Here is a 16,291-nt window from a genome sequence, read left to right as displayed (position 1 = left end):
ATCATGGTGGATAACTCGCTCTACAACACCGAAGAAATCATTCGCTTGCTGAAGCCGGAGCAGATCGGGCCGGATCAATTTGTCGGGCAAAGTCATTTCATGGGTAGCCCGAATATTTTCGGCGGCCAGACCCTGGGTCAATCGCTGTATGCCGCCGGCATCACGGTACCGGATCGACGCCCGCATTCCATGCATGCGATGTTCCTGCTGCCCGGTAATCATCAATTGCCGGTTGAGTATGAAGTGGAGCGCGTGCGCGATGGCGGTACCTTCAGCACGCGACGTGTGGTCGGCACGCAGGAAGGACGACGCATCTTTGTGATGTCGGCTTCGTTTCAGGTTGATGAAGATGGTCTGTCGCATCAAAAGCCGGCACCGCCTATGAGCGATCCGGACGCGTTGCCGTCCAGTCTCAAGGTGTGGCAGGAACGCGGTATTTCTACCGGTCGTGCGTTTCAGCCCGTGCCTGTGGATTTTCGTACCAATCGGGATGACAATCTTTTCGGCGGTCAGGTTGATTCTGCCACGCGCAAGGTGTGGGTGCGCGCACCGCTTCCTTTGGGCGACGATCAGTTAATGCACGATGCATTTTTCGCTTACGTATCCGATTACGGATTCTTGTGGACGGCGCTACAACCGCACGGCATACGGATGGATGATCCGCGCTTGCAGATTGCCAGCCTCGATCATTCGATCTGGTTTCACAGACCTTTGCGCATGGATGACTGGTTGCTGTTTTCCATGGAAAGCCCGAATGCATCGGGCGGTCGCGGACTGTGTTTTGCGCATATCTATAACCGCGATGGCGTGTTGATGGCGAGTGCGACGCAAGAAGGCTTGATACGTTTGCGGGAAAGTAAAAAGTGAATAAATCGTATCGCTGTTTTGCGTTGATCAATTTGATTGGATTGTTGCTGTCGGGTTTGTTGTTTACGTGGATGTCACGTAATGGAGCTGTGGATTTTTGGGCGGCGAATTTGTTTTTCGATAGCGCCACGCAGCAATTCCCTTTGCGTATTTCACACGGGCTGGATTTTTGGGGGCATACAGTACTCAAGGCAATTACCGTGTGGGCGTGGGCGCTGTGCATAGTGTTGGCGATTGCGAGCAACTGGCTTGCGCTATTGCGGCCGTGGCGCCGTGTGTTGACGGTGTTCGTCGTGATGGCCGGTGCTGCGGCCTTCGTGGTGCAGACCTTGAAAGGCGCCAGCGTGCATTCCTGCCCGTGGGATATCAATACCTTTGGTGGTCACGCAATGTGGTTTCCCTTGTTTGAAACCATCAACAATGTGAGTGGCCCAGGACGCTGCTGGCCGGGTGGACATGCTTCCGGCGGCTTCGCAATTATTGCGGGTTACTTTGCGTTGAGAGAGAGCAAGCGCCAACTTGCACATTGGGCGTTGGCCATAGGCATGGCATTAGGTGTTGTGATGAGCTTGGTGCAAATGGTGCGCGGTGCGCATTTTCTGTCGCACAATCTGTGGAGTGTGTGGCTGGTGTGGGTCACGTGTTTTGTGATCGATTTCTTGCTGCACCTAATGCAAAGCAGAAAAAATCCGGCGGTATAAAGCCAGCGCTTATTGCTCATGCGTAAAGCGCGTGTGCGTACTGCGAAAAATCAAGACTGAATTTCTTCAGTGCTCGCTTTGATCGCAGCTTCTTCATCCAGTCGCAGATGACGGCGGTCCAGCCACCATGCCAATACCGGTAGCACCAGAAATCCGCCCGGTGCGACAAACAGCACCATGTAAGGGCTCAATTCCACCAGCTTGTGTAAATGCACCTTGATGCGCTTGCGGTCGAGTTCGGTCCAGCGATAACCATTGCGTTGCTTCATCAACAGCGGCAACAAGCCGCGCATCTGCGTCATCTCGTCCCACAGGCGTACGCGCTCGCGATTTTGCAGAGCCCAGACACCATATGCGGATTTTTGTACCACGCGAAAAGGCAGGGCGACGACGGAGATGATTCGGTGAGACACAAGAGATCCGGGAAGGAGAAGCGAGGCCTGATTTTACGCGAAGCGACTGTTGTCAGTCAGAAAACCTGCATATAGGTCAATCGCTGTTCCTTGCCGGGCAAAGCGCTTTACTTCAAGTCGATCACCATTTCAAAACCGCCGAAGATCATGCGCTTCGCGTCAAAGGGCATCTTGTCCGGCGACATGTCAGCAACACGTGGATCTTTCATCACTTTGTCGTTGACCTCGTCGCGGTGCTCGCGTGAACGATAGACGATCCATGAAAAGATGACCGTTTCGTCATCCTTCAAATCTACGCTTTGCGGAAATGACGTGAGCTTGCCCGGTTTGACGTCATCTGCCACGCACTCCCGATATTCGAGTGCACCATATTCTCTCCAGATCACACCAAACTTGTGAGCGAATTCTCTGTACTGATCAATATTGCTTTTCGGTACAGGTACAACGAAACCGTCTACGTAAGCCATGTAGTTCTCCTTGAGTGGTTAGCGGTTTGCATTCGACTTCGGGATAGTGGGACAGTTCGTCAATATCGTTATTCGAGGTTTGTTTTGATAATAGGTATGAGCTATTACTTCTTTCAATTTAATCAAATTGCTTGATTTAATGAGAATGATTATTCTTTGCTTCAAGGCCTCAGGCATTAGCTATCAAGAAAGGATGAATCATGGTCACTGCAGCAAAAACCACCAGTCAAATCGGCATGCACATGGGCGTTGCGTTCGGCCTCATGTATGTCTTCACCGGTTCGCTCGCATTGGGCGGTGTAGCAGCGGTTGTTGAGCCTATCGTCAATGTGACCTTGTTACCTTTGCATGACAAAATGTGGGAACGTATTCGTGCAAAAATCGAAGCGCGCAAAGCGAATGCAGCGAGTGTTGCGACAAGCGCTATTGCAAGTTCTGTTGCGCCTAAACAGATGCAGATGGTTTAGCTTCATACGCACATGAACTTCATTCCACGCTAAAAAAGCCGCTGAACCATCAGCGGCTTTTTTACGATTGGGGTATCGAGGTTTTTGACAATAGCGCTCAAAGCAAAGTCCACACGCTTTTCTGCAAGCTATCGGATAATACGAAATCATTTCCTTGCGGAGCTTGCCCATGAAAATAGCGATTCTTGATGATTATCAGGATTGTGTACGTCAGCTAGATTGCTTCTCACTATTGCAGGGGCATGAGGTCAAGACCTTCACCAATGGTGCACGCGGTGTCGGACAACTGGCGATACGCCTGGCCGATTTCGATGCCTTGGTATTGATACGCGAACGCACGGTCTTGTCGCGTCCTTTGCTGGAAAAATTACCCAAACTCAAACTGATTTCGCAAACCGGCAAGGTCAGCGGCCATATCGATCTGAGCGCGGCTGCGGCACGCAATATCACGATAGTCGAAGGTGTAGGCGATCCGACTGCACCGGCAGAATTGACCTGGGCCCTGATCATGGCCGCGATGCGCAAGCTGCCGCAATACGTCAATAATCTGAAAGATGGCCTGTGGCAAATCGCGTCTACTTCGCCGGCCCGTAACACCTTGGGCACCGTGTTGAAAGGCCGTACGCTGGGCATCTTCGGTTATGGCCGTATCGGCCGCATGGTGGCCGCTTACGGCAAGGCATTCGGCATGAATGTTTTGGTGTGGGGCCGTGATGCAAGTCGTGCAGCGGCGGTGCAGGATGGTTATCAAGCGGCCGCATCGAAGGAAGAATTTTTCAGCAAGGCGGATGTGCTCTCGCTGCACTTGCGCTTGAACGATGTCACGCGCGGCATTGTGACTGCAGATGATTTGGCGAGAATGAAATCGTCAGCGCTGTTCGTCAACATCAGCCGTGCCGAACTGGTAGCGACCGATGCATTGCAGGCAGCACTGGAGCAAGGATGCCCTGGCTTTGCTGCGCTAGATGTTTATGAGAACGAACCGCTGGCACCGGCTTCACCGCTGTTGAAAATGGAAAACGTGCTGGCGTCACCGCATCTCGGCTATGTGGAAAAAGACAGCTACGAACTTTATTTTCGCAGCGCGTTTCAAAACATCGTCGATTTCGCCAACGGCACACCGAAGAATGTGCTGCAAGCGAAGCAATGAATTGAAATTTCCGGTATCGAGCTTGCCAGCGTTTAACGAGTAGCGTCTGAGCGATCGCCGGCAGGATTCTTTTTGGTTTTCGGTAGCAATGTTGCAGTCGTGCTGGCCAGATGCGCACTGCCCCACAACTTCGCCCAGCCCGGTGGCCATGGCAGAGGCGGGCCGGCATATTCCGGCACACCGCGTCGTACCGGGATCACCGGCAAGGCATCGGGGATGCGGCCATCCTGTTTATCCCAGCCGAGCGAGAAGGTGTAATCCGGCAGCAGCGCATCGCACACCATGTCGAACCACCTTGCGTGATCTTCATCACGACCAAGTGCTTGTGCCATGCCGGTCGGGTCGAACTGCGCCAGGGTGCTGGCCAGTTCTTCAGCAGTTTCGCCCGGTGTATCGCCCCAACCCATCACAGGATTGCAGTTGTATTCGGCACCTGATCCGTACCAGCCTTCGCGCCATGGACGTTCCATCCAGTTGCGCGGGCCGGTGAATAGATGCCAGCGCCAGTGCAGGCCAGAGGGTTTTGGCCAGCTATATAAATACAGACGTTGATAGCCGGCTTGATGCAGCTTGCGCACCATTGCCATCAATCGCGCGTGTGGCATAGGATCGGGTGGCGTGCGGCGGAACAAGATGGGCTCGCCATCTGCGTGCTGCACTTCGTCGGTAGACAAATTCAAATCGAGCGTGCGCATCTCGTTGCCGAAGCGAGCAGAAATCCAGCCTGTCATCAAATTGACGGCCGTGATGACGCCATAACCACGATGGCGGTGAAAAATCACGGTTCCCGGAGCAATAGGTTTCATAGCTAAAACAATACGAATTCAGAAATGGTGTGGACCGGCGATAGTGTAACGGCATTTGCAGTGCACAGTCAGCGAGCGTTTTTTCTGCAGCGCTATTAAATGAAGCAAGAACGCGAAGCAGAAGCTCACGATGAAATGTTGAGTAAAAAAAGCACCAATAATCTATAGGCAACGTTATTTGCAAGCGATGTTCACGAATTAAACATTCGTAAATTTGCTCATGCGAGCTGTAACCCGCAGTGCGCGTGAGTGTCCAGGTTGACGACTGTGCCGAGTTCGCATTCGGGCATTAGAAAAGAACAAGAAGATTCCCCGCTGGTCTGCAATTTGCTTATTGCCTATGTGCACTAATTAGGCGATCAAGTCTTGCCCGCGTGCCGCTGTGGAGCGGCAGCGAAAAAATCACAGCCCAGGGAGCTTCACATGGACCATCATTCCGCACTGCAAATAGACACCTTCCTGCCTTACATGCGCGACGTCAGCCGCTGCGAAGAATCGCTGCGCGAGCTGAACCTGATGTGGCGCATGATCGAGGCGTCCGCCAAGATGAATTGCCCGGTCGAAGCGAAGGCGATCTTGCCGACGATGGCAGCGACCCGCGCCGGCTTCAATCGCCTTGAGCAGGAGTTGGTGAGCAGTCTGGTGCGTGAAAAAGTTTCTAACGTGCTGGAAGAGATAGGGACCAAGGCGCAATACGTGATCGATATCGTTGTGCGTAATCTGTATGAACGTACCGCCGACGTCGGCTTTCTCGCCACCGATCGCGAACTCTGTACTTTTGTCGCCGGCTTGCACGATGACCGCGACATGATACGTGCGCGTCTGCGCGCTTACCGCAACAAATACACCGTCTATGACGAAATCATTTTGCTGGATGATGCCGGCAACGTGCTGGTACAGATCGATGAAGCCACACCGCTGGAAGGCAGTACCGATCCGCTGATTCGGCAAACGTTGGCGTCTGATACTTATGTAGAAACTTTTCGTGCGACCGATCTGCGTCCAGGCAAACATGAAGCGCTGATTTATTCGCGCCGCATGCATCATCCGGAAACCGGTGCAGTGGTCGGGGTGCTGTGCCTGTGCTTCCATTTTGAAGAAGAGATGGCGAGCATCTTCCGCTCGCATCGCGACCCGGCTGAACGTTCCAATATGCTGTTGCTTGATGGTGAAAATCGCGTCATCGCCAGCGCTGATCCGCGCTGGATTCCAGTCGGTGCGATTGTGCCTGTCAATTGCGATGCCGATCCGCGTCTGGTCGTGTACGGCGGCCGCGAATATCTGGCGCGCACCTTCCCTGCAGATGGCTACCAAGGTTATATGGGGCCGCCGGGCTGGCAAGGGCAAGTGATGATCCCGGTTGAGCTCGGCTTTACCGGCTTGGCGACCAACGCATTAACCTCGCTGGATAAAAATGTCGCCGATGGTTTGCTGTCGCATGCAGAATCGTTTTGTCCGCCCTTGTTTGAAATCATGAGCGCGGCAGAAACTATACGTCGCGTCGTCTGGAACGGACAAGTCATGACCGCCGGTCAAAACGGCGAACTGTTGAAACTCAAAACCATACTCGAACAAATCAGCGAAACCGGCGCACGCAGCAATGAACTGTTTTCGCAATCAATACGCGATTTGTATGAAACGGTATTGTCGTCCAGCCTGCGCGATTCAGAATTCGTCTCGCATCTGATGGTCGATCTGCTGGATCGCAATCTGTATGAGCGCTCCGACGATTGCCGCTGGTGGGCATTGACGCCGGAGCTGCAAGTTGCTTTGGCCGCGCCGGTCAAGTCGGCAGAAACCGTCGCTCGTTTGACAGAGATACTCGACTACATCAATTCACTCTACACGGTGTACACGCGCATCTTTGTTTACGACGCGACCGGCACCATTATTTCGAGCAGCGACTTCAAGGAAGACGGTTTGAGCGTGGTCGGTACCTTGATCGATGACATCACATTTGAACAGGTATGCGGCTTGTCCAACGATCAGCACTATTACGTCACACCGTTTGAAAACACGCCGTTGTACGGTGATAGACCAACTTATGTGTATCACGCAGCGATTCGTCATCCAGAGAATCCGGCGCAAGTGGTCGGTGGCATCGGTATCGTGTTTGATTCCGAACCGGAATTTTCAGCGATGCTGCAAGGCGCGCTTGGCGACAAGGAAGACGTCAGCGCCCTCTTCGTTGATCGCAGCGGCCGGATTATTTCCAGCACCGATGCGACGCGCCCGGTCGGTGCCATGCTCGACATCGCTCCAGAATTGTTGAAGATGGAAAACGGCAGCAGTGCATCACGCATAGTCATCCACGATGGTCATTACGCGATTCTCGGTTGCACGATGTCGCACGGCTATCGCGAGTTCAAAACATCCGACGGTTATTGCGAAGATGTGCTGGCCGTGGTCTACAAGGCCTTTGGCGAAGAGCGGCAACAGGTCAATACCGGCAACAGCGCAGCGACCGAACTGGAGGTCGATCCAGGCGCCGCGCCCGGTCGTGAATTTGCTACCTTCTTCATTGACGGTTCGCTGTTCGCACTGGCGGCAGAATACGCGCAAGAAGCCTTGCCGGCTTCGGCGATTTCACCGATGTCCATGGGCAGCCGTGCGGAACGTGTCGGCATCCTCGCTTTGCGGCATGAAAATGAAGCCAAGCATTTCGTCTGGGTATTCGATCTTGGCCATTTGATGCGTGGTTACAAGTCAGAGATAGACAGTAGCAGCCAGGTCATCATCGTCAAGCGCGGCAATCAAAGTATAGGTTTGCTGGTCAGCGAGTTGCATGGCGTGCCGGAATTTCAGGCATCGCAAATCACCCCAACGCCGCTGGCAGCGCCTAGCACCGGGATGCTGGTGACAGAAGTGATCAAGGCCAATCGCGGCAATCTGCTGATCCAGTCCATCAATATCGATCACCTGTTTGCGGTGCTCAACAACGAGGAAATCCCGATTGATGCGGAGATGAAGATCGCAGCCTGATCTTGTGCTTGGCGGTAGCAAGAACGGCTTGCCTGTTCAATTGCGGCCAACCAGTTGCGTACTTATCGCCTGATAAGTACGCAACTCTTTTCATTGCGACCTTGCTCGCTTATGATGTGATATCCAACTTTGGACTATCCTTCGTTTCCTTGTGATCCAAAATGACCTTGCGCATCATTGCCACCGGCGGCACATTCGATAAACATTACGACGAAATCGAAGGCAAGCTCGGCTTCAGTCACGGCCATTTGCCACATGTCATCCAGCGCGCGCGCATCACGGTGCCGATTCAGCTGGAGCAATTGCCCTTCCTCGATTCGCTGGATATGCACGATGCCGATAGACAGCGCATCGCTGCGTCATGCCTGCGTGCGGATGAGACCAGCATCGTGGTTGTGCACGGTACCGACACCATGCGCGAAACTGCCGAAGTGCTGGGAGCGGCTCAATTGCCGAAGACGATCATCCTGACCGGCGCGATGGTGCCGTATGAAGTCAAGAATTCGGATGCACTATTCAACTTCGGGTTTGCATGCGGGATCGCGCAGGCTCTGCCGCACGGCGTCTACATTGCGATGAATGCGCAGATTTTCACGTGGAATAACGTGAAGAAAGATCGTCTCAAAGGCGTATTCCAGAAACGCTGAATTTCGATCTGATTCAGTCGGTCAAAAAAAAGCCCGCTACCTTGCGGTAGTCGGGCAAAAATCCAATACATGGAGAAGGACAAGCACATCGTAACAAGCGATTGTTACTGCTGTATGACGTCCGATTATTCTGCTGCCATCTTGCACATCGCTAATATACGTGGCGGCAATACATCACTCCAAATACAGATAATTTGTAGGGATAAAAACATTGCGCCAAATTTTGTATTAGAATTTAAATCAGGTGGTGGAAAGACGGTGCCACTCGCCGGGAATAAAAAGCTACTTTCAAATCAGGAGGATGCAGCTGAACTCTTAAGTATCTAAGGTATCGAACGAGATCGAATAGAGAGACAACACGCAATCACTTAGGAGGAAAAAATGGATGCAGTATTAAAACCTTGCCCAGTTTGTAATAGCGAAGCAGAGCTGAAAGAAGCCCATTACTTTGAATCCGAATTGCCGTACAGCTACGTGCATTGTACGAATGAGGGGTGCACACTGAATCATAATGCGGCACATTTCAGCGCCAGCAAATCCGAAGCCAAAAACGATCAGGATGCGATCTCGGCCTGGAACAAACGCGAGCAAATCCCCGCTCATCATTAATATCCTTTTGCCTCACACAAAGAAAAACAGCCCGAAATATTCGGGCTGTTTAAGTTTTGAGGAAACCAATCTCAGACTTGCTTGCTGAGTCTTATCTAAATAACGGTCAATCTAGTCAGTGCTTGAGCAGCGAGGTCGCACAGGTGTTCGCGCTGCTGCTGGTTCCTGGTTTTCAGTTTCGCTTATCGCGAAGCCGCGACGATCACTGGCGAATGATCCGTCGGGCCTTCAGCCATCACCATGCTGGCGCAGAAAAAACTCAGTGCCGCAGCGACGGAAATCAAACCAATCGTAGGTATCTTGCGCATTTTCAATTCCTTCAATATTGTTTTTGTTCTTAATGAGGTGGCGCGTGGCCGTAGATGGATAGTAGGTAAAGCCATGTCGCGCTTCTATCGGCGTTCTCCTCATCTTGCTGTAGGAGAAGAGGAGTTTGTTGCAATCTGACTTACGGATGGTTTTCAACGGATCATCGTGCTTGCAAGGGCAAGGCTGAATAGAAAAGCCCCGCTTACGTTTCCGTATAGCAGGGCTTTTTATTGCGTTGGCCTATGCACACACCAAATCTTACCTAAGGTTTTGCATAACGGCTCTTACATCAAAGGATAGTGTCCAGCACCTGGTTCAGGGTTTTGCTAGGGCGCATAGCCTGGCTGGTTTTGGTGGTGTCCGGATGATAGTAACCGCCGATATCAACAGCCTTGCCCTGCGCCGCTTTCAATTCAGCCACGATTGCTGCCTCATTGTCGGACAGCGCTTTTGCCGGTGTCTTGAAGTGTGCCTGCAATGCCGCATCTTCGGTTTGCTCGGCCAAGGCTTGCGCCCAGTACAGCGCGAGGTAAAAGTGGCTGCCGCGATTATCCAGGCCGCCAACTTTGCGCGCTGGTGATTTGTCGGTATCGAGGAATTTACCGGTTGCCTGATCCAGCGCTTTTGCCAACACCAATGCTTTGGCATTTTTGTTGACCTGGCCGAGGTGTTCCAGCGATGCAGCCAGCGCCATGAATTCACCCAGAGAATCCCAACGCAGGAAATCTTCTTCAACAAATTGCTGCACGTGCTTAGGTGCAGAACCGCCGGCACCGGTTTCAAACAAACCACCACCCGCCATCAAAGGCACGATGGACAACATCTTCGCGCTGGTGCCCAGTTCCAGAATCGGGAACAAATCCGTCAGGTAATCGCGCAACACATTGCCGGTTACCGAGATCGTATCCTTGCCGGCGCGTATGCGTTCCAGCGTGAAGCGCGTCGCATCGACCGGCGACAAAATGCGTAGATCGAGTCCGGCAGTGTCGTGGTCTTTCAAATAGACATTCACCTTGGCGATGATTTGCGCATCGTGCGCGCGTTGTGCATCCAGCCAGAATACTGTCGGTGTGCCGGTTGCGCGTGCGCGATTGACCGCGAGTTTGACCCAATCCTGAATTGAAGCGTCCTTGGTCTGGCACATGCGGAACAGATCGCCTGCTTCGACTTTTTGTTCGATCAATACTTTGCCGCTGGCATCGCTGACACGCACTACGCCGTCAACAGCGATCTGGAAGGTCTTGTCGTGCGAACCGTATTCTTCAGCCGCTTGTGCCATCAAGCCGACGTTAGGCACACTGCCCATCGTGACCGGATCGAAAGGACCGTGTTGTTTGCAATCGTCGATGACGACTTGATAAATGCCGGCGTAGCAGCGATCAGGGATCACCGCCTTGGTATCTTGCAGTTCGCCAGCGGTGTTCCACATCTTGCCGGAATCGCGAATCATCGCCGGCATCGATGCGTCGACGATCACATCGCTAGGCACGTGCAAATTGGTGATGCCCTTATCAGAGTTCACCATCGCCAGCGGTGCACTGCGTGCATACAGCGCTTGAATATCTGCTGCTATTGCAGCCTGCGTATCGGCAGGCAGAGTCGTGATGCGCGCGTACAAATCGCCGATGCCGTTGTTTGGATCGAAGCCGACCTCTTTCAACGCATCTGCATACTTGCTCAATACATCTTCGTAGTACACCGCGACAACCTGACCGAAAATGATAGGGTCGGATACCTTCATCATCGTGGCTTTCAGATGCACCGAGAACAATACGTTCTTCGCCTTCGCATCGGCGATCTGCGCTGCGAGGAAGGTACGCAATGCATGGCGGCTCAATACTGCTGCATCGATGATCTCGCCGGCCTGGACTGCAGTCTTTTCTTTCAACACAGTTTTGCTGCCATCGGCTGCTGTCAGTTCAATCTTCACATTGCCGGCTGCGGCGATCAGTGCTGATTTTTCACTGCCGTAAAAATCGCCGCTATCCATGTGTGCGACATGCGTTTTGGAATCGGCCGACCAGGCACCCATCTTGTGCGGATGCTTGCGTGCATAATTTTTTACCGACAGTGGCGCGCGGCGATCGGAGTTACCTTCACGCAGGACAGGGTTAACCGCACTGCCCTTGATCTTGTCGTAACGCGCTTTGGCATCGCGCTCTGCATCGGTTTGCGCATCGTCCGGATACTCAGGCAACTTGTAGCCTTGTTGCTGCAATTCCTTGATGGCCGCTTTCAATTGCGGAATCGATGCACTGATGTTTGGCAGCTTGATGATGTTGGCTTCCGGCGTGGTCGCCAGTTCGCCGAGTTCGGCCAATGCCGGTGCAATCTTTTGCTTGTCGTCGAGGAAGTCGGGGAAGGCTGCAAGGATGCGAGCCGCCAAAGAAATGTCGCGCGTTTCCACCGCGATGCCGGATGAGCGGGTGAAAGCTTCGACGATAGGCAGCAAGGAATAAGTCGCCAGCGCAGGCGCTTCGTCAGTGAGGGTATAAATGATTTTCGAATTTATGGACATGGTCTTGAGCTACGTGGCGGTGTAAGGGGAAATCAATGTGGCAACCGGCAAGTCTACTATCGATTGCCACATTGAGTTTTTGTTGCGGAAAAAGCCCGGCAAATTGACTATCTGCACGAGCGTTTCAAAAGCAGAAATTTCAACAGCGGACGTTTTTAAAACAGGATTACTTGCCGATGCAGAAGCGACTGAAAATCACACCCAGCAAATCATCCGATGTAAATTCACCGGTGATGCTGCTCAAGCGATCTTGCGCCAGTCGTAATTCTTCTGCGAATAAATCGAGCGCAGGATCGGTTGCTTCGCTATCGTGTGCTGCATGTTGTGCGGCCATTTCCAGATGGTCGTGTGCCGACTTCAATGCAATCAGATGACGTTCACGCGCCATATACAAGGACTCACCGGTTTGCTGCCAGCCGACCAGGTGCAGCAACTCGCCACGCAATAAATCCATGCCGAGTAAATCGGTGGCAGACAAATAGATGTGCGTTGCATCCGGCATCCGATCGATGGCTGGTCTATGGCCGGACAAATCGATTTTGTTCCAGATGCGCATTACCGGTACATTGACCGGGAAGCGCGCAGCGATTTCTTCATCGTCTCTGGTCGGGCCGCGGCTGGCGTCCAGCATGTGCACGATGACGTCAGCGGTTTGCACTGCGGCCCAGGTGCGTTCTATGCCTATGCGTTCAACTTCGTCACCGGCGTCGGCGGCATCGCGTATGCCGGCGGTGTCGATGACGTTAACCGGGATGCCTTCGATCTGTATCGTCTCTATGACTTTGTCGCGTGTGGTGCCGGCGATGGGTGTGACGATGGCGATATCGCTGCCTGCCAATGCATTCAGCAACGATGATTTGCCGACGTTCGGTTGACCGGCCAATACGATATTCAAACCGTCGCGCAGCAATGCACCTTGCGATGCCTGGCTGAATACCGTTTGCAACGCTTCGCGTATGCCGTTGAGCTGGCCGCGTGCATCGGATTTTTCCAGGAAGTCGATTTCTTCTTCAGGGAAATCCAGCGTCGCTTCGACCAGCATGCGCAGGTTGGTGATCTTGTCGACCAGATCCTGAATGGTTTTGGAGAATGCGCCCGACAGCGATTGCGATGCCGACTTGGCTGCGGCTTCTGTCGATGCTTCGATCAAGTCGATTACACCTTCAGCTTGTGCCAGATCCAGCTTGTCGTTCAAGAATGCACGGTGCGTAAATTCGCCCGGCTCTGCCATGCGCAAACCGATATCCGCACCAGCCTCAAGGCAGCGTGTCAGCAGCATTTGCAGTACGACTGGTCCGCCGTGGCCTTGCAGCTCCAATACATCTTCGCCGGTGTACGAATGCGGTGCCTTGAAGTAGATCGCGAGACCTTGATCGATGACGCTGCCATCGGTATTGAGGAAGTCTAAATACGTGGCATGGCGCGCTTGCAGGGATGAGCCCTTGTCTGCGCCGCATACCGCGGTCATTACACTGGAAAGATTTTTGCCGGAGACGCGTACGACGCCGATGCCGCCGCGACCTGGTGCGGTCGCGATTGCTGCGATGGGGGAGGAGTCAAATGTCATGTGTAATTTATAAACGGTTTGAATGGTGAGCGCAACAAAAAGCCCGTGTAATTGCACGGGCTTTTTTTGATAACAACAATTCGTTATCGATAGTGAAGCAAAGAGTTTAGCTTGCGACTTTGCCCACGAGTTTGTTATTGATCACCCATTGCTGTGCGATCGACAGGATGTTGTTGACTACCCAGTACAGCACCAGACCAGCCGGGAAGAAGAAGAACATGATCGAGAACACAATAGGCATCCACATCATGACCTTAGCTTGAATCGGATCAGGAGGTGTCGGATTCAACTTGGTTTGAATGAACATCGAGATCGCCATCAGGATAGGCAAGATACCAATCGTCAGATGGAAACCGAAGATGTTATATGCGCCGAACAGAATATCCGGTGAAGCCAAATCATGTACCCACAACCACGATGCATTACGGATTTCCACGCTGGCCAGCAAGACCCAGTACAGCGAAATGAAGACCGGGATTTGCACGATCATCGGGAAGCAACCGCCGATAGGATTGATCTTCTCTTTCTTGTACAGCTCCATCATCGCCGCATTCATTTTTTGCGGATCGCCTTTGAAGCGGGTACGGATGTCGGTCATCTTAGGCGTGACTAGCTTCATCTTCGCCATGCTGCGATAACCTGCTGCCGACAATGGGAAGAACGCGAGCTTGATGACAATCGTCAGAACGATAATGGTCCAACCCCAGTTGCCGAGGATTTGATGAATCTGAATCATCAACCAGAAAATCGGTTTAGCGATAATCGTCAACCAGCCATAGTCTTTGACCAATTCAAAGCCGGGAGCAACTGCTTCCAGGCGTTTCGATTCTTGCGGACCTGAGTACAGCGTAGCGTCCATCGAAGCCGTTGCGCCCGGTGCCACTGTGCCGATAGGCAGGATGGTGCCGACTGCATACAGATTGGTCGCCAGCTTCTTGGTGAAGTATTCGCGCGGTGCTTTGTCTGCAGGTACGAATGCCGAAACAAAGTAATGCTGCACCAGCGCGATCCAGCCGCTGTCGCCTTTCAATGCGTGTTCGTCCTTGCCTTTTTCGATCGACTCGAAAGTGACTTTCTGGAACTTGTCGGTATCGGTGTAAATTGCTGGGCCAGTAAAGGTCGAAGCCATGAACATCGAGCCGCCGGCGTGTGCAGTGCCGTCGTGTACCAATTGCATGTACAGCGATGGGTTGATCGGTGCATTGGTGTTATTGACGACATCATGTTTGACATCGACCTTGTATTCACCACGTTTGAAGGTGAACGTTTTGATCAGCTTGACGCCTTGTTGCTCGGACTGCAAAACCAATTGCACTTGATCAGCGTTATCCAGTGTGCGCGCACCTGGTACAGCGGTGAACAGTGATTTGTGATTTGGATATGCGCCACCGATCAAGCCGGTTTGGCCGAGGTAAGTGTGTTGATCATTGACGTCGAACAGCACAACGTTCTGGCTGTTGTTGCTGCTTTCGTGATGCTTCAACAATTCCAGACGACGAACTTCACCGCCGGCGGTATCGATATCGACCTTGATCAGATCGGTAGTGATAGTGATCACTTCACTTTTGGATGGTGCAACGCCACCGGTCGGTACGCCAGTGCTGTTCGCGCCACTCGTTGTTGCAGTGGTAGCGGTTGGTACATCGGCGGCAGGCTTGGCGGCATTGTCGCCCGCAGCTGCAGGTGTCGCGGCTTGTTGTGTGGTTTTGTTATCGAAGAAAATCGATGGCTTGCCGGTATAACGATTGTAGTTATCCCACAGCATCAACAACGAGAACGAGAAAATAACCCACAGGACGGTACGTTTGATATCCATAAGTGTCTTAATCAGTAATCAGGAATGGCCGCAACCGCAAGCGGTTGTAGAAGTAGTTTTTTCGGATGACGATTTTTTTGGCACCGGATCATGGCCGCCGGGATGCCACGGATGACATTTGCACAGACGTTTGGTCGCCATAAAGCTGCCCTTCAAGGCGCCATACTCGCCAATGGCTTCCATGGCATAAGCGGAGCAGCTTGGATAAAAGCGGCAATTCTGCCCGAGGAAGGGGCTGATGCCCAACTGATAAGCGCGTACCAGTAATAACAGGATGGTCTTCATTTTTGCCCTTCCGGCAAAGTCGGCGTCAAATTCTGAGGCCGGTTTTGTGAAGCAAACAGTCGTGTTAATTCTTCTCTCAATGCGACTTTCAGGCTGGCCGTGGTGGCAGGCCCTTTTTTCGTATTGACAGAGTGCGACAGGCGAACGATGCAATCGATGGACGGCAATGCCGTTTGTCGAAACAGTTCACGCGTCACGCGTTTGATCGTATTGCGCGTCACGGCGCGAGGCGCGAGGCGTTTGGCAGCGACCACGCCCAAACGGGCGTGCGGCAAATCGGTAGCACGCGTATAAAGTACGAAATGCGCGGTACGATACACGGGTCGCAAACGAAAAACGGATGAAAATTCATCCGTTTTAACGATCCGCCGATCGCGTGCAAAGTCGAGCGAACGATCGCCGGTCACGCCATTCGCTTAAGCAGCGAGGCGTTTGCGGCCTTTGGCGCGGCGTGCGTTAAGCACAGCGCGGCCACCGCGGGTTGCCATACGGACACGGAAGCCATGGGTGCGCTTGCGGCGTACGACGGAAGGTTGGTAAGTACGTTTCATGTTGGTCTCGCTAATCAGCAAATAATAAATCGGAAGTCACGCGCCCATCGCCAAATCTCTGGCAGCTGGTGCATGCTGAGCCGTACGGCGACAACACAAATACCAACACCCTGGGTAGTGAACCCTGAATTAGACA

At 52.8% G+C, this 16,291-nt stretch carries 17 protein-coding genes; 7 read left to right on the top strand and 10 right to left on the bottom strand.

Going from position 1 to position 16,291, the window contains the following annotated elements; genetic code table 11:
- Positions 1-3: 3 nt before the first annotated feature.
- Positions 4-867, top strand: a complete 864-nt coding sequence (locus Hfont_RS01070; RefSeq protein ID WP_112990411.1) for an acyl-CoA thioesterase — start codon at positions 4-6, stop codon at positions 865-867.
- Positions 864-1,568: a phosphatase PAP2 family protein gene (locus tag Hfont_RS01065; protein ID WP_112990410.1), complete on the top strand. Its 705-nt coding sequence runs from the start codon at positions 864-866 to the stop codon at positions 1,566-1,568. The genes Hfont_RS01070 and Hfont_RS01065 overlap by 4 nt, the downstream gene beginning before the upstream one ends.
- A 50-nt stretch (positions 1,569-1,618) precedes the next feature.
- Here Hfont_RS01065 and Hfont_RS01060 read toward each other — a convergent pair whose 3' ends face one another.
- Together Hfont_RS01060 and Hfont_RS01055 are read right to left on the bottom strand one after the other, a co-directional pair.
- Entirely contained in the window at positions 1,619-1,981 is a 363-nt protein-coding gene (locus tag Hfont_RS01060) for a hypothetical protein (protein ID WP_206604444.1), read from the bottom strand.
- A 107-nt stretch (positions 1,982-2,088) separates the two neighbouring features.
- A complete protein-coding gene (locus Hfont_RS01055) occupies positions 2,089-2,448 on the bottom strand; it encodes a DUF1428 domain-containing protein (RefSeq protein ID WP_112990409.1) in 360 nt (119 codons plus the stop codon).
- A 200-nt stretch (positions 2,449-2,648) separates the two neighbouring features.
- Between Hfont_RS01055 and Hfont_RS01050 the strand changes: the two genes are divergently transcribed.
- On the top strand, positions 2,649-2,915 hold the full coding sequence (locus tag Hfont_RS01050) for a DUF2061 domain-containing protein (protein ID WP_112990408.1): 267 nt from the start codon (positions 2,649-2,651) through the stop codon (positions 2,913-2,915).
- 169 nt (positions 2,916-3,084) lie between these two features.
- Positions 3,085-4,065 (top strand): D-2-hydroxyacid dehydrogenase family protein, encoded by a 981-nt coding sequence (locus Hfont_RS01045; RefSeq protein ID WP_112990407.1) that lies wholly within the window; start codon positions 3,085-3,087, stop codon positions 4,063-4,065.
- A 32-nt stretch (positions 4,066-4,097) separates the two neighbouring features.
- Here the strand turns inward: Hfont_RS01045 and Hfont_RS01040 are convergent, their stop codons facing one another.
- Positions 4,098-4,871: an L-asparaginase gene (locus tag Hfont_RS01040; protein ID WP_112990406.1), complete on the bottom strand. Its 774-nt coding sequence runs from the start codon at positions 4,869-4,871 to the stop codon at positions 4,098-4,100.
- A gap of 423 nt (positions 4,872-5,294) precedes the next feature.
- Between Hfont_RS01040 and Hfont_RS01035 the strand changes: the two genes are divergently transcribed.
- The 3 genes from Hfont_RS01035 to Hfont_RS01020 all read left to right on the top strand — a co-directional run bounded on the left by Hfont_RS01035 (position 5,295) and on the right by Hfont_RS01020 (position 9,109).
- Complete coding sequence (locus tag Hfont_RS01035) at positions 5,295-7,853, top strand: chemotaxis protein CheW (RefSeq protein WP_112990405.1); 2,559 nt, start codon at positions 5,295-5,297, stop codon at positions 7,851-7,853.
- Between the two features lie 161 nt (positions 7,854-8,014).
- Entirely contained in the window at positions 8,015-8,500 is a 486-nt protein-coding gene (locus Hfont_RS01030; RefSeq protein WP_112990404.1) for an asparaginase domain-containing protein, read from the top strand.
- Between the two features lie 381 nt (positions 8,501-8,881).
- Complete coding sequence (locus Hfont_RS01020; RefSeq protein WP_112990402.1) at positions 8,882-9,109, top strand: Lar family restriction alleviation protein; 228 nt, start codon at positions 8,882-8,884, stop codon at positions 9,107-9,109.
- A 182-nt stretch (positions 9,110-9,291) separates the two neighbouring features.
- On the opposite strand, the gene Hfont_RS15240 is transcribed toward Hfont_RS01020, so the two are convergent.
- From Hfont_RS15240 to rpmH, 7 genes are all read right to left on the bottom strand, one after another.
- Positions 9,292-9,417, bottom strand: a complete 126-nt coding sequence (locus tag Hfont_RS15240) for a hypothetical protein (RefSeq protein ID WP_277739479.1) — start codon at positions 9,415-9,417, stop codon at positions 9,292-9,294.
- A gap of 290 nt (positions 9,418-9,707) precedes the next feature.
- Positions 9,708-11,936: an NADP-dependent isocitrate dehydrogenase gene (locus Hfont_RS01015; protein WP_112990401.1), complete on the bottom strand. Its 2,229-nt coding sequence runs from the start codon at positions 11,934-11,936 to the stop codon at positions 9,708-9,710.
- A 166-nt stretch (positions 11,937-12,102) separates the two neighbouring features.
- Entirely contained in the window at positions 12,103-13,503 is a 1,401-nt protein-coding gene (mnmE, locus tag Hfont_RS01010) for a tRNA uridine-5-carboxymethylaminomethyl(34) synthesis GTPase MnmE (protein WP_112990400.1), read from the bottom strand.
- A gap of 106 nt (positions 13,504-13,609) precedes the next feature.
- A complete protein-coding gene (gene yidC / locus Hfont_RS01005; RefSeq protein ID WP_112990399.1) occupies positions 13,610-15,319 on the bottom strand; it encodes a membrane protein insertase YidC in 1,710 nt (569 codons plus the stop codon).
- Positions 15,320-15,337: 18 nt separating this feature from the next.
- Positions 15,338-15,604 carry a membrane protein insertion efficiency factor YidD gene (gene yidD, locus Hfont_RS01000; protein WP_112990398.1) on the bottom strand — a complete coding sequence of 89 codons (267 nt, stop codon included), beginning with the start codon at positions 15,602-15,604 and terminating at the stop codon, positions 15,338-15,340.
- Complete coding sequence (locus tag Hfont_RS00995; RefSeq protein WP_112990397.1) at positions 15,601-16,011, bottom strand: ribonuclease P protein component; 411 nt, start codon at positions 16,009-16,011, stop codon at positions 15,601-15,603. The genes yidD and Hfont_RS00995 overlap by 4 nt, the downstream gene beginning before the upstream one ends.
- Positions 16,012-16,020: 9 nt before the next feature.
- Positions 16,021-16,155, bottom strand: a complete 135-nt coding sequence (rpmH, locus tag Hfont_RS00990; RefSeq protein ID WP_011872825.1) for a 50S ribosomal protein L34 — start codon at positions 16,153-16,155, stop codon at positions 16,021-16,023.
- Between the last annotated feature and the right edge of the window lie 136 nt (positions 16,156-16,291).

This window comes from Herminiimonas fonticola (assembly GCF_003293745.1).
In the GTDB taxonomy this organism is placed as follows: Bacteria; Pseudomonadota; Gammaproteobacteria; order Burkholderiales; family Burkholderiaceae_D; genus Oxalicibacterium; species Oxalicibacterium fonticola.
Note: the sequence above shows the minus strand (reverse complement) of the source record. Positions and strands in the feature narration are given on the sequence as shown.